Raw genomic sequence first — 12,590 nt, 5'->3', positions numbered from 1 at the left:
ATGGAAACGGGCTGTTGGTTATCCTTGCAATCCGTCGCGCAGGCGCTCAAGGCCGTTGATCAGCGTTGCGCGTGGACAGGCCATGTTGAGCCTGATGAAGCCTTCTCCGGCGGCTCCATAAAGGGTGCCGCTGTTGATCAGCAGATGTCCGCTTTTGGCAAGCCTGTCTTCGATGGCATCGGAGGTGAGGGATAGAGCGCGGCAGTCGATCCAGGCAAGATAGGTTGCTTCCTGCGGTGTAAGGCGCAGAGCGGGCAGATGAGCCGTAAGGAACTCCTTGACCATCAGGTAGTTCTGGTACAGATAGAGCCGCAATTCGTCGAGCCAGCGTTGACCCTCGCTATAGGCGGCAATGAGAGCCTCCACGCCAAACGGATTGACATCGCAAACCTCATGGATGTTGATCGCCTTGTCGATGCGATTGCGCAAGTGTTCATCAGCCACGACAATGTTGGCAATCTGCAGCCCGGCGATGTTGAACGCCTTGCTGGGCGAGGAACAGGTCACCGATGCCGCAAGAAACGCCGGCTTGACCGTTGCAAAGGGCTGATGCGTATGGCCGGGAAAGACCAGATCGCAATGGATCTCGTCGCTGACAACGGTCACACCGTGTTTCAGGCAGATGTCGCCGACGCGGCCCAGCTCCTCGATGCTCCAGCTGCGCCCGACCGGATTGTGCGGATTGCACAACAGCATCACGTGTACATCGGGTTCGGCCGCCTTGGCTTCCAGATCATCGAAGTCGATCGCATACCGTCCATCCTCGCCAGTGATCAGCGCATTTTCCAGCGGTGAGCATCCCATGTTGGCGATGGAGGAGAAGAAGCAATTATAGACCGGCGTCTGGATCAATACCCGCTCGCCGGGTCTTGTCAGAGCCTTTAGGATTGCCGATAGGGCAGGCACCACGCCGGAAGTGTAGATCACCCAGTCCCGCTCGATGGCAAAGCCGTGGCGGCTGGAGAACCAGCCGGTAAGCGCCGCATAATAGGCGTCAGGCACTTTTGTGTAGCCAAAGACACCGTGGGCCACCCGGCGTGAAAGCGCGTCGATGATGGCGGGCGCCGTGCGGAAATCCATGTCTGCCACCCACATTGGCAGGCTGTCGGGATCGGCTGAGCTGTCCCACTTGTAGGAATTGGTCCCACGGCGCGGAATGATGACATCAAACTGCGAGGTCATGGTCTAGGCGACGTCCTGAAGCCCGGTTTCGATGACGCAGGCACCTGGCGTGATGCAATGCTCATCGATGATGATTTCACCGATGCTGCGGGCTCTGATGTGGCCGCTGGTCGGGTTCTTGATGCTGATGATGTCCGAGATGATATCGGCCTCAAGCGTTGCATATTCGAAGCACAGGTCGGTGTCTTCCATCCGGCAGTTTTCCATCACCAGATCCGTCGCATAGCAAAGCGGCTGTTCGCCACGGATGGTGCAATTGACCAGACGCAGGTTCTTCGAGTGCCAGCCAAGATATTCACCCTCGATAACGCTGTCATAAACGGTGACATTCTCGGTGCCCCAGAAGGCGTCCTTGGAAGCCAGATGGGCATTGCGGATGGTGACATTCTTTGCATCCTGGAAGGAATAGTTGCCTTCCAGCGTCATGCCGTCGATCTCGATGTCCGAGCAATTCATGAAGACATAGTCGGCCCCCTTTAGGTCAACATCCCTGAGCGTAAGGTGATCACAGGTCCAGAGCGTTTCACCGGCATTGGGAAAGCGGCAATTCTCTATGGTGAGATTGGACACCCGGCGGAACATCTTGGGGGCCTCGACGGTACAGTTGCGCATCGTGAGGTCGCGGCTGTACCAGATGGCTGCGCGGGCATAGACGGTGAACAGGCTGTCCTCGATCAGAACCCTGTCGCTGTGCCAGACGGGATACTTGCCCATGAACTCGCAATTGCGGATGACGACGTCGTGGCTGTGTTTGAGCGGCGACTCCCCGGGGTAGAAGCGAACATTGTCGAGCTCGGTTTCGCCGAGTGCATAGAGCGGACGTTCTCCTTCATAAAAACGGTCAGAAAGCCTGGTCTTGGTATGGATTGTGCTGGTCATTGCTGGTCTGGTTTTCCTGTGTGCGACAAAAGCAGCGGCAGGGACACGGGGAATGATGCCTGGGCAACACTCCACTCAGTTGCGCTCATCGGGGATGGCAGGTTGGTCCTCATCTCGATGGCAGCTGCGTCGCATTGGTCTCAATGATGGTATGGTCGGAATGTAGGGCAGAATGCAGGGGCGGTGTAGACGCGCAGATTAACAACCAAATATGAATGCAGCTCATCAATCTTTCTCGCTTCTGTCGTCCAGATCAGTTGTGAGGGAGGGACCGCCCGGTCGAACAAACAAACGCACCACATCTGGGGTGCGATGCGGTGCGGCTGTTTATTGACAATATGCCGTCAGCTAAAGAGCAGGCGGGGCAATACCTGCTTCAGGGCTCTAGTCAGCTGACACAGGATTATATTGTGCATCGGTTACGGCTTCCATCCAGTCGACATTCTTGCCCTCTTCAAACTGCTGGATTGCGTAGTGTGTGACCGAGCTGGAATCGGTGGCTCCATGCCAATGCTTCACCCCCGGGGGGCACCAGATGACATCGCCTGCGGCCATGACGAGCCGCTCCTTGCCTTCTTCCTGAACCCAACCACGGCCCTCGGTAACAACGAGCATCTGGCCAGCGGGGTGGGTGTGCCAGTTGGAACGGGCGTTGGGCAGGAAGGTAACCTTGCCCGCGTTGACGACAAATGGATCCTTGTTCTCGAAAATCATTTCAACATAGGCGGTGCCGGTGAAATTCTGTTCTGGTGCCATGACGCCTTTGCGGTCGCTGCCAGAAAACTTCTCCATCCCTTGCGCAAAGGCGCCGGTGCTGATGATGAGAGCTGTGAGAGTGATCAGGGATTTCTTGAACATGGTTTGGTCTCCTTGTTGGTGATAAGCGCCAGCAAGGCGATCTTGGCGTCGCCTTTGTCTGAGGCCCGGCCTGTTCGTTGCGGATGCGTGCACTGCCCTTGCACGGCTCCGCGGCCAGACAACAGGCATGTCTTGCACACCGGTTGCCCTTTCAAGATAGGCGATCAAACGAGGGAATTAATGGCTCGAAGGTCACTAACTTATGTGAACTAAATTCATGAAAACCGTATTGGTCATGAATATCATCACATGATTGTGAAGTCGTGGATGGCCGTGCTTCAGCTGCATGAAAAACCCGGAGCCTTTGGCAAGGCCCCGGGGTCGGGTAATAAGTCGGGAGAAGCAAGCACAATGGCCAGCCGCTTCAAGGCCTGCAATCGCCCCTATTCAGGCTGCACGGTCGGGCGGAACAGGATTTCGCTAATGTCCACATTGGCTGGCTGCGATATGGCAAAGGAGACCATATCGGCCATCGTGCTGGCCGGAACGCCAATCTGACCGACGATGTCACGCACGGCATCCCCAAGCCCCGGCTCGGAAATATGCTGCGTCAGCTCGGTGTTGACGGCACCCGGAGAAATGACGGTCACGCGGATGTCATAGGGTTTGACTTCCTTGCGCAGGCTTTCGGACAGCGACCGTACGGCATGTTTGGTGGCGCAATAAACCGCGCCAGTCGCCACGCTGATATGGCCGTAGACCGAAGAGACGTTGATCACCTGACCGGATTTCTGCGCCTTGAAATAGGGCAGGGCGGCCGCGATACCGTAAAGGGTACCTTTCAGGTTCACATCAATCATCTGATCCCATTCGTCGATCTTCAGGCTTTCCAATGGCGACAGTGGCATGAGGCCGGCGTTGTTGAAGATGACATCGATCTTGCCGTAGGTCTTGACTGCGGTGTCGACGAGGTTCTTGACGTCATCGAGCCTGGTCACGTCGGTGGCCACGGCAACGGCGCTGCCGCCCGCTGCGGTGATGTCGGCCACCAGAGCCTCAAGTCGATCGGCGCGGCGGGCTCCAACGACAACCTTGGCTCCCTGTGCAGCCAGCGAGCGGGCGGTCGCTTCACCCATGCCGCTTGATGCGCCGGTGATAACGACGACCTTGTCCTTGATACGATCTGTCATGATTACTCCCTCCTTGGGTGTATTTGCTCGTTGTTTGATTACTTGTGGTGTATCTATTCGGCTATTTCCAGTCGGGCTTCGAACTGACCGTTCTGCAGCAACGGTTCCATGCTGCCGTCAATGTGCCCGAGCCGCACCAGACCGCTGGCGCTGGGGAAGGGCTTGTAGAAAATCGCCAGATTGCCCCATGGCGCGTAATAGGTGATGTCACCTGATGATGCCGCATAACTGCGCGGCGCGCCATCGGTCGAAAGACGCCCCGGCAGGTCGGCTATCTTTTCGGTCCGGCTGTAGTCACTGAGCGTCAGCTCAAGGGGCATCATCGCGGCAAAATCCCGCCCGGATGGTGTGTCGTCCAGCGTGGCTGATACTGTCTGAGAGCCAACGGTGATACGGATTCGGATTCCTGATTGATTGGACATGAGTTCATTCTTTCTTTAGGTCAGGCTGTCAGGGGGCTGGCCAAGCGTCGCCTCAAGCGATCCTGACATTGGCCGGCTGCTGGCCAGCCTGCCGCCAGGCCCGGTGCCGGACTATGATTGCCTTGGTCTGCATTCAATATAGCGGAATGTGCACGCCGGACTAAGAGCTCTGGCGAGATAGCATTCATGAGCGAGGGTCATTGATTTTGGTGGATTATGCAGGCATTTCCCGACGCAGCTTACCCCCGAAGTGCTCTGCTTTGCTGCGTCAAGGGTGTGAAAGGTGGCGGAAAACAGCCAGAGTGAACCTATTCATGAGACCTGTTCATTATAGAATTCTGTCAGGGTGTATTATACCCTTACATGAAGCTGGTAGATTCAGCCTGAGGCAGAAGGGTGGCCAACCGGTCTTTTCGACCCAACGGGACTGACACCATGGCAGTAAGTCCTCCAGCAAGGGAAACAGTTTACCAATGCCAGAAACGGGCGACTACACGAGCCAGCGGGACCTGTCACTCCTGCTCAGGGAAAACATCAACGACCTGATTGCCTTGATGGCCGTCGCCGAGGAGCGAAGCTTCACCCGTGCTGCTGCGCGCCTGAATGTGTCACAGTCAGCTCTCAGCCACACAATCAAGGCGCTGGAGAAACGTCTTGGCTTGCGTCTCCTGACCCGAACCACCCGCTCGGTGGCCCCGACCATCGAGGGCGAGGATCTTCTGGCCACGCTGGCACCGGCTCTCGAGACCATTGAAGAGCGCCTGATTGCCCTGACGGAAAATCAGTCCACACCGACCGGCACCGTCCGGATCGTGGCAACTGACTATTCCATTGAAACCCTGCTCTGGCCCAAGATCGCGCCGGTCATCAAGAACTACCCGGCTGTTCGCGTCGAGTTTGTCAACGACTATGGCTATACCGATCTGGCATCAGCCCAGTGTGATGCCGGGGTGCGCTATGGTGAGCAGGTGAGCGAAGGTATGATCTCGATGCGCATTGGCCCAGATGAGCGGATGGTCTGCATCGGGACGCCGCAGTATTTTGCGGATCACGGCACACCTCAGACGCCGAATGATCTGGCCGATCATGAGTGCATCAATCTGCGCCTTTCGACCCACGGTGCGCTCTATGCATGGGAATTTGAAGGCAAGGACAAGCGCGAAATCCGGGTCAAGGTGACGGGGCAACTGTGCTTCGACACCATCATGGCCATCTACCGAGCAACGCTTGACGGTCATGGCCTGTCACTTGTGCCGGAACGACTGGTGGAGAAAGATCTGGCCGAGGGACGCCTTCAGATCTGTCTGGGTGACTACTCGCCCTATTTCGACGGCTTCCACCTCTACTATCCGAGCCGCCTGAGAACCTCTTCGGCCTTTCAGGTTGTCCTGGATGCCCTGCGGGAAGGTGTCTGAGCGACCTTGGAGGGGATTGATCAATCTCTCTCATGACTGTCTTTGGACGCGAGGCTATTAACTGAAAGGCTTTCTGCCCCAGATCTATGAGGTCGCTTCAATCACCTTTTTAGATCTCAAGGAGATTTTCCATGAAGAAAGTCAAGACCATTGTTGCCGCCTCTGCCTTCGCGCTGTTGTCCGGCGGTGCTCTGGCCGAAGATGCAGCCAAGACCATTCCCGGTGCCGTTGCCCGAGTATCGCCAGCCCTGCAAGCCTATGCCATGGACGATCTCGTCGGAAAGGTCTGGCAGGATGAGACCCTTTCGGCTCGTGATCGCTCGCTGGTGACCTTTGCCGCCCTGATGACCCGGCATGAAACGGAAGGGCTGGGCAAATTCGTCGAACTGGCCCTGGATTCTGGCGTCAAGCCGTTGGAGATTTCCGAGACCATCACCCATCTGGCCTTCTATACTGGCTGGGGCAATGCAACCGCAGCAGCCGAGGCCGCCGCTCCTGTGTTTGAAGCCCGCGGCATTTCTGTCGAGGATCTGGCGCCGGTCGACCCCGAGTTGCTGCCACTCGATCAGAAAGCCGAGGACAGCCGCCAGAATTTTGTTTCCAGCACTTTCGGTACTGTCAGCCCCGGAGTTGTCCGCGATACCGAACAACTGCTGTTTCTCGACCTCTGGCTTCGCCCCGGTCTTGAACCGCGCGACCGCAGCCTGATTACCGTGGCAGCATTGATCGCTGCTGGCCAGCCCGAGCAGATGACCTTTCACCTGAACAAGGCCATGGACAACGGCTTGACCCAGGCTGAAGCCGGTGCCGTCCTGTCTCATCTGGCCTTCTATGCTGGCTGGCCGAAGGTCTTCTCTGCCATGCCGGTTGCCAAGGCGGTATTTGAATCCCGCACCAACTGATCGGGGCTTTTCTCCGGACAGTCATTGCCGGTAGGATGATGCCGACGGAAAGGCTGGCGATGTTGCCAGCTTTTCTTCGTGTGACGGAGAGCCATGATCATGAGAATCGGAATTGTCGGAACAGGCAACATGGGCGAGGCGCTCGGCAGGATCTGGGCGCATCGTGGTCACCAGGTAACCTTCTCCTACAGCCGCAGCGAGGCAAAGCTGCAGGCGCTGGCAGATGAACTGGGCGCGTCCTGTGGCTCCGTATTGGACGCTGTGGCAGAGGCGGAAGTCGTGCTGCTGGCCGTTCACTGGTCCCGTGTCGAAGACGCCCTGTCGAGGGCAGGGAGCCTGGCGGGCAAAATCGTGGCAAACTGCTGCATCCCTCTCGATGAAGCCGATGAGAATCTGGTGGTTGGCATCGGCACGTCGGGGGCGGAACTGCTGGCGGTAGCCCATCCCGGAGCGCGATGGGTTGGTGCCTTCAATACCTGCCCGTCCGAAAGCCTGCCGCTGGTCCATGCCGGATGCGGCGGTGCCCATCCGCCCCAGTTGATGCTCTATGGTGAGGATGCCGATGCCAAGGCTCAGATCGCAACACTGATTCAAGATGTCGGCTTCGAGCCGCTCGATCTTGGGGGACTGCGCAATGCAAGGTTCGTTGAACCCTTTGCCATGGTGACAGAAGTTCTGGCCTATCGCCATCCCGGTGGCGAGGCACTCACTTATCGTTTCGAGAAACTGCAAGCGTAAGGCCCCACAGGCGCAAAAGGCGCATCACGGTCTGGGGTCTATCGACAAATATAGAAAGGAAATGACAATGAAAATCATTCGCGGGGGCAGCGCCCCATCTTTTGCCGGCCCGGAAGACTGGTTTACCGGCACGGTTCGCGTCGATCCCCTGTTCCAGGCGGAAGAGCCAGGGCGCACCGGTGGTGCGCATGTGACGTTCGAACCGGGTGCCCGTACAGCATGGCACACCCATCCGGCCGGTCAGACCATCATCATCACTTTCGGCCGTGGCCGCGTCCAGCGCGAGGGCGGTGAAGTCGAGGAAGTCACGCAAGGCGATATCGTCTGGTTCCCAGCTGGTGAAAAGCACTGGCATGGTGCCTCGCCGGATACGGCCATGAGCCACATCGCCATTCAGGAAAGCGTCAATGGCAGCCCGGTCACCTGGATGGAAAAGGTGTCAGACGAGGACTATCTGGGCAAATGACCCGGATGCCTTGAGCGGCAGGTATGAAAACTGATCATCGGCCGGATTCTGGTTCAGGTCCGACCGATGGCTGTTTGTGAAAGGATGGACCGGCCTTCCGGTCAGTCATCCAGCATGTCCTCCTTACGGAAAACATGATCCCGGTCTGCCGCCGATGCGTGGCAGGATTCACACCGTTGCAGATCTTCCGCAAGGTTCGGTTTGCCGTCTGGCCAATAGACGCCGAAGCGCCAGTTGCCGGACAGCGACTGCCCCTGCCACTCGGCTCTCTTTTCCATCACTAGCACGCGATAGAGGCTGCCTTCGCGAAAGTCCTCCATGGTTACGACTGTGCCTTCCGGAAAAGGCGAACCAGCCTTGGCGGCTTCGATGGCCTGTTGGGATGCGAAGAGCTCTTCGGTAATGCCACCGCGCTTGTAGGTCGAGAAATGCACCTCGCTGCGGTAGGTCTCTGGAAGGGCGACATGGTCGGATGCGACCGACTGGGCCTTGAGTGGTGTACCCATCGTCAATCCGATGAGCAGGGCTGTGGCTATGATGGCTTTCAATGGTCCCTCTTATGGTTGGCTGGGTCTGGCCGTTGGCAGGCATTTGCAGAGGGAATTGAAACGCAAATGTGCTGCGGGATTAAGAGGGCAGCAACGAAAGCAATAATGATCAAGGTTCATGAAATCAACACCGGTTTCGCTGGATGCGGGACAAGTCGTGCAGCAATGCGTGCCAGTTACTTGATGAACGCGCGGAAAAGACGCCGCCAATCGATGATTTATTATCTCTGCTCATGACGGCTTGTGCCCGGGGAGCGATAGTATTTTTACGTTGGAAGAGCTATCTCGATCACAAACATTTGACCGCTTCCAGATATGCCTGAGACCCGCTGGATACAGGCAGGAGGCCAAAAGCAAAACAACAACAGGAGCGTTTCGAAATGTCCAGACCACGTATCATTTGCCACATGGTGGCGTCTCTCGATGGTCGCCTCTTGACGGAACGCTGGAACGGATTGCCGCAAGAGGCGCTTGACCTCTATGAAGAGATCGCCGACCGGCTGGATGCCGACGGCTGGATCGTCGGCCGCACCACCATGTCGAGCTTCGTCCCCGCAGGAGACGAGAATCTGGAACCCGCATTCGATCCCGCCATCAAACCGCTCGACCATGTCGGCACCCCCGCTGGTCGCAGTCTTGCCATCTGCTTTGACCGGAAGGGAAAGCTCAAGCCACAGACCGATGACGTCGAGGGCAGCCATCTGGTGCTGATCCTGTCGGATCGGGTTTCCCGGTCCCACGTCGCAGAACTCGTCGCCAAGGGTGTGTCGGTGCTGTTTGCCGGACCGGACGGCAACGATATCGCCGGTGCCATCGGGCGCCTGAAAGATGCTTTCAAGGTCAGTGCGCTCCTGCTAGAGGGTGGCGGCGTGCTGAACGGAGCCTTTCTGGAACAGGGGATGATCGATGAGACCAGCACGCTGGTCATGCCGGTGCTCGATGGGGAATCCGGTATCCCGTCCATCTATGACCACGAGGGCAAGCTGCGTGGCAAGAGCCTCAAACTGCTTGATGTCGAAACGCTCGCCTATGATGCCGTCTGGATGCATCACCAGATCAAGCCCGATTGATCGGCGGCTGCGCCAAGGGGGCTCCCGATGGGTGGCCCTGACTATGCGCCGCAATAGACATCTATCGACTTTCTCAAAAGGATATTTCATGCCCATTTCCACCGAGCGCGACGCGCGGGCGGCAACACTGCTCATTGTTGCCATTTCAACCGCCCTTTCCTTGATCATTTTCACGATCCCGCTGACGACGATCAACGCAGTGACCCTCGATCTGCATTTGAGTGCTGGCGAGATTGCCTGGATCATGAGCGGGATGCCGCTTGGCTGTGCGGTCGGGTTGCTGACTTCCGGTGCACTGGGAGATACCTACGGTCGCAAGAAGGTCTTTATCGGCGGGCTGGTGGTCACCGTCATCGCCTCGGTGGTTGCCGCGATTGCCCAAAGCGGACTGGTGCTCATTCTGGCCCGTGTGGCACAGGGGCTGGGCAATGCCGGTGTCATGGCCTGTGGCCTCGGCCTTGTCGGTCAGGTCTATCACGGCGAGGAACGCGCGCGGGCGACGGCCATCTGGGCTGCCTCTCTGGGGGGAGGAGTTGCCATCGGCCCGATCCTCGCTTCGATCTGCCTTTCGCTTGGTGGTTGGCAGGCAATCCAGTGGGTGGCAGCTGTTGCCTCCGGTGCGCTTGCGCTTGCGTCCATCCGGCCCTTGCCGGAAAGCACCAGAATTCCCGAACGGATCGATCTCTTGGGCAGTGTTCTGATGATGGCCGGCATGGCCTTTCTGCTGTCGTCGCTGACAGAGCTCAGGATGGGTATTTCGGTGCAGACGCTTCTGATGCTGCTTGCCAGCATCGTTCTGATCACGCTCTTCTGCTTTCTGGAACTGCGTGTTCGCAACCCCATCATCCAGCTCGACCTTTTCCGTCGCGCCGATTTCGTCGGGGCGACGCTGGCGGCCTTTGCCTCCGGGGCAGGGGTTCTGTCCATCATGACCATGGTGCCCACGGTGCTGGAACAGGGACTGGGGATCAGCCCGCTGTTTGCCGCAACAATCCTGCTGGCCTGGTCCGGTATCACCGTGGTGGCCGCTCTGGCGGCTCAGCGGCTGCCGCGTAGCCTGACGGCCCGCCGCAGGGTGGTGCTCGGTATGGTGGGGTGTATTCTGGGGCAGATGCTGTTGCTGCTGATGAGTGGCGATTATCTCTGGCCGGTTGCCTTGCCTGGACTGTTCGTTTCGGGCGTTGCCAATGGCATTCTCAACGCATCTCTCGGCCATGCTGCTGTTGAAAGCGTTCCGGTGGAGCGGGTGGCCATGGGGTCCGCTGCCAACAACACCGCCCGCTATCTCGGCTCGGCGATCGGCATAACCGTCAGCGCTGTGCTCATCTCCAACGCAGGCAGCTCGGCGCTGTCGCTCGGTTGGCGCGAAGCGGTCATGGCGACCACTGGCTTCAGCATCCTCGGTCTCATTGTGATGGTCCTCATTGCCCGCCGGACCTCCCCGGCATCCATGGCAGCGTAAACGGTCGGCTGACAGACGAATGATGCAGACGGGCGCATGAGTGCGGGGCCGTGATCTGTTTCATGAGCCCCGCCAATAAGTAGAATGAGGCATCCGAGTATTAACCTGTCCCTTCCGTGCCAGTAGATTTGCAGCCATGCAGGGACAGTGTTGCTGCGGATTGCCTGACCTTGGCTCCGCGGATCATGAGCCGACGCGCTCGTTCGTTCGGCTTCTGCCCCCTGACTGCAATTCTGTCATCCGGCCACAAGGCCAGGGAACTCTTCTTCGGACAAAAAGTATAACCAACCAAGGGGTATACCATGTGTGAAAAATGCAAGAACGGTCATCAGCACCGTCATCACGACGCCATCGATCTGGGGCGCCGCGACGTAATGCTCGGGGGTGCCGGATTGGCCGCTGGTGTCGCTCTGGGCTCCATGTTCGGAGCCACCGGAGCCATGGCACAAGGGGCTGACCCAATGGCTGCCGAGACTGTTGAGGGCTTCGGCTTCAACGCCGCCCACGGTCCGGCCAAGGCCATGTCAATCACCCGTCGTGCCGTTGGTCCGAACGACGTCAAGATGGATGTCCTGTTCGCAGGCATCTGCCATTCCGACATTCATACCATCAATGGTGACTGGGGCCGTGCAGGGCCATTTCCGCTGGTGCCTGGCCATGAAATCATCGGCCGCGTGACAGCCGTTGGCAGCAACGTGACCCGTTTCAAGGTTGGCGACATTGGCGGCGTCGGCTGCATGGTGGATTCCTGCGGCGAATGCGAAAACTGCCTCGCCGGTCGCGAGCAGAACTGCCTCAACGGCACCACCTGGACCTACGGCGCTGAAGACAAGGTATCCGGCGGTCTCACCTTTGGTGGTTACTCCCGCAAGATCGTTGTCAAGGACCATTTCGTGGTCAACGTGCCGGAAAGCCTTGATCTCTCCCGTGCAGCGCCCCTGATGTGCGCAGGCATCACTACCTATTCTCCGATGCAGCACTGGAAGCTTGAAAAAGGCCAGAGCGTCGGCGTTGTCGGCATCGGTGGTCTGGGTCACATGGCTGTGAAGCTCGCCGTTGCCCGTGGTGCGAATGTCACCGCCTTCACGACCTCTGAATACAAGATGCCGCTGATCAAGGCGATGGGCGCAACCCCGGTTCTCGACACTGATGCTGCGACGATGGGTGGCATGATGAACAGCCTTGATCTGATGATCGCCGCCGTGCCCTATGCCTTCGACATGCAGAAATACATCAATCTGCTGAAACTTGACGCGACCCTCGTCAACGTCGGCCAGCTGGCTCAGATCGACGGCCTGTCCGGCATGATGATGGGCTTCGGCCGCAAGAGCCTTGCAGGTTCCATGATCGGCGGCATGGCAGAGACGCAGGAAGTGGTCAACTACTGCGCAGCTCACAATGTGCAGCCAGACGTGGAAATCATACGTCCAGACCAGATCACAGAGGCCATTTCCCGCGTGATCAACAAGGATGTGAAGTTCCGCTTCGTCATCGACATGCGTCAAGCCTGATAGACAG

13 protein-coding genes are annotated in these 12,590 nt (G+C 58.1%); 7 read left to right on the top strand and 6 right to left on the bottom strand.

The genetic code is table 11. The features are described 5' to 3' along the window. Positions 1 to 18: 18 nt before the first annotated feature. The 5 genes from DSL70_RS05635 to DSL70_RS05615 form a co-directional block, all read right to left on the bottom strand. The gene (locus DSL70_RS05635) at positions 19 to 1,182 is read right to left on the bottom strand and encodes a MalY/PatB family protein (RefSeq protein WP_119306926.1); all 1,164 of its coding nucleotides are present in this window, start codon (positions 1,180 to 1,182) and stop codon (positions 19 to 21) included. A 3-nt stretch (positions 1,183 to 1,185) separates the two neighbouring features. Beyond that, entirely contained in the window at positions 1,186 to 2,061 is an 876-nt protein-coding gene (locus tag DSL70_RS05630) for a DUF3737 family protein (protein WP_119306925.1), read from the bottom strand. 384 nt (positions 2,062 to 2,445) lie between these two features. Beyond that, positions 2,446 to 2,919, bottom strand: a complete 474-nt coding sequence (locus tag DSL70_RS05625) for a (R)-mandelonitrile lyase (protein ID WP_119306924.1) — start codon at positions 2,917 to 2,919, stop codon at positions 2,446 to 2,448. Positions 2,920 to 3,302: 383 nt separating this feature from the next. Continuing rightward, positions 3,303 to 4,049 carry an SDR family oxidoreductase gene (locus DSL70_RS05620; RefSeq protein WP_119306923.1) on the bottom strand — a complete coding sequence of 249 codons (747 nt, stop codon included), beginning with the start codon at positions 4,047 to 4,049 and terminating at the stop codon, positions 3,303 to 3,305. Between the two features lie 53 nt (positions 4,050 to 4,102). Then, positions 4,103 to 4,471, bottom strand: coding sequence for a cyclophilin-like fold protein (locus DSL70_RS05615; protein ID WP_205563166.1), 369 nt, complete (start codon positions 4,469 to 4,471; stop codon positions 4,103 to 4,105). Between the two features lie 518 nt (positions 4,472 to 4,989). Here DSL70_RS05615 and DSL70_RS05610 point away from each other — a divergent pair. The 4 genes from DSL70_RS05610 to DSL70_RS05595 all read left to right on the top strand — a co-directional run bounded on the left by DSL70_RS05610 (position 4,990) and on the right by DSL70_RS05595 (position 7,992). Further along, positions 4,990 to 5,886: a LysR family transcriptional regulator gene (locus tag DSL70_RS05610; RefSeq protein WP_119307286.1), complete on the top strand. Its 897-nt coding sequence runs from the start codon at positions 4,990 to 4,992 to the stop codon at positions 5,884 to 5,886. Between the two features lie 131 nt (positions 5,887 to 6,017). After that, on the top strand, positions 6,018 to 6,788 hold the full coding sequence (locus tag DSL70_RS05605; RefSeq protein WP_119306922.1) for a carboxymuconolactone decarboxylase family protein: 771 nt from the start codon (positions 6,018 to 6,020) through the stop codon (positions 6,786 to 6,788). 99 nt (positions 6,789 to 6,887) lie between these two features. Then, on the top strand, positions 6,888 to 7,526 hold the full coding sequence (locus DSL70_RS05600) for an NADPH-dependent F420 reductase (RefSeq protein WP_119307285.1): 639 nt from the start codon (positions 6,888 to 6,890) through the stop codon (positions 7,524 to 7,526). 67 nt (positions 7,527 to 7,593) lie between these two features. After that, positions 7,594 to 7,992: a (R)-mandelonitrile lyase gene (locus DSL70_RS05595; protein WP_119306921.1), complete on the top strand. Its 399-nt coding sequence runs from the start codon at positions 7,594 to 7,596 to the stop codon at positions 7,990 to 7,992. 101 nt (positions 7,993 to 8,093) lie between these two features. Here DSL70_RS05595 and DSL70_RS05590 read toward each other — a convergent pair whose 3' ends face one another. Beyond that, positions 8,094 to 8,540 (bottom strand): cytochrome P460 family protein, encoded by a 447-nt coding sequence (locus DSL70_RS05590; RefSeq protein WP_119306920.1) that lies wholly within the window; start codon positions 8,538 to 8,540, stop codon positions 8,094 to 8,096. Positions 8,541 to 8,920: 380 nt separating this feature from the next. Here DSL70_RS05590 and DSL70_RS05585 point away from each other — a divergent pair, with 380 nt between their 5' ends. The 3 genes from DSL70_RS05585 to DSL70_RS05575 all read left to right on the top strand — a co-directional run bounded on the left by DSL70_RS05585 (position 8,921) and on the right by DSL70_RS05575 (position 12,583). Beyond that, positions 8,921 to 9,610: a dihydrofolate reductase family protein gene (locus tag DSL70_RS05585; RefSeq protein ID WP_119306919.1), complete on the top strand. Its 690-nt coding sequence runs from the start codon at positions 8,921 to 8,923 to the stop codon at positions 9,608 to 9,610. An 88-nt stretch (positions 9,611 to 9,698) separates the two neighbouring features. Continuing rightward, positions 9,699 to 11,072, top strand: coding sequence for an MFS transporter (locus DSL70_RS05580; protein WP_162916384.1), 1,374 nt, complete (start codon positions 9,699 to 9,701; stop codon positions 11,070 to 11,072). A gap of 302 nt (positions 11,073 to 11,374) precedes the next feature. Then, the gene (locus DSL70_RS05575) at positions 11,375 to 12,583 is read left to right on the top strand and encodes an NAD(P)-dependent alcohol dehydrogenase (RefSeq protein ID WP_119306917.1); all 1,209 of its coding nucleotides are present in this window, start codon (positions 11,375 to 11,377) and stop codon (positions 12,581 to 12,583) included. Positions 12,584 to 12,590 lie beyond the last annotated feature (7 nt).

This window comes from Cohaesibacter haloalkalitolerans (assembly GCF_003574655.1).
Lineage (GTDB): Bacteria > Pseudomonadota > Alphaproteobacteria > Rhizobiales > Cohaesibacteraceae > Cohaesibacter > Cohaesibacter haloalkalitolerans.
The sequence above is the reverse complement of the archived record's forward strand: the minus strand, read 5'-3'. Positions and strand labels throughout refer to the sequence as shown.

What these genes read in the sequence shown, in the direction of transcription:
- DSL70_RS05635 (WP_119306926.1), bottom strand. Translation starts at nt 1,182, where the DNA reads ATGACCTCGCAGTTTGATGTCATCATTCCGCGCCGTGGGACCAATTCC.
- DSL70_RS05630 (WP_119306925.1), bottom strand. Translation starts at nt 2,061, where the DNA reads ATGACCAGCACAATCCATACCAAGACCAGGCTTTCTGACCGTTTTTAT.
- DSL70_RS05625 (WP_119306924.1), bottom strand. Translation starts at nt 2,919, where the DNA reads ATGTTCAAGAAATCCCTGATCACTCTCACAGCTCTCATCATCAGCACC.
- DSL70_RS05620 (WP_119306923.1), bottom strand. Translation starts at nt 4,049, where the DNA reads ATGACAGATCGTATCAAGGACAAGGTCGTCGTTATCACCGGCGCATCA.
- DSL70_RS05615 (WP_205563166.1), bottom strand. Translation starts at nt 4,471, where the DNA reads ATGTCCAATCAATCAGGAATCCGAATCCGTATCACCGTTGGCTCTCAG.
- DSL70_RS05605 (WP_119306922.1), top strand. Translation starts at nt 6,018, where the DNA reads ATGAAGAAAGTCAAGACCATTGTTGCCGCCTCTGCCTTCGCGCTGTTG.
- DSL70_RS05600 (WP_119307285.1), top strand. Translation starts at nt 6,888, where the DNA reads ATGAGAATCGGAATTGTCGGAACAGGCAACATGGGCGAGGCGCTCGGC.
- DSL70_RS05595 (WP_119306921.1), top strand. Translation starts at nt 7,594, where the DNA reads ATGAAAATCATTCGCGGGGGCAGCGCCCCATCTTTTGCCGGCCCGGAA.
- DSL70_RS05585 (WP_119306919.1), top strand. Translation starts at nt 8,921, where the DNA reads ATGTCCAGACCACGTATCATTTGCCACATGGTGGCGTCTCTCGATGGT.
- DSL70_RS05580 (WP_162916384.1), top strand. Translation starts at nt 9,699, where the DNA reads ATGCCCATTTCCACCGAGCGCGACGCGCGGGCGGCAACACTGCTCATT.
- DSL70_RS05575 (WP_119306917.1), top strand. Translation starts at nt 11,375, where the DNA reads ATGTGTGAAAAATGCAAGAACGGTCATCAGCACCGTCATCACGACGCC.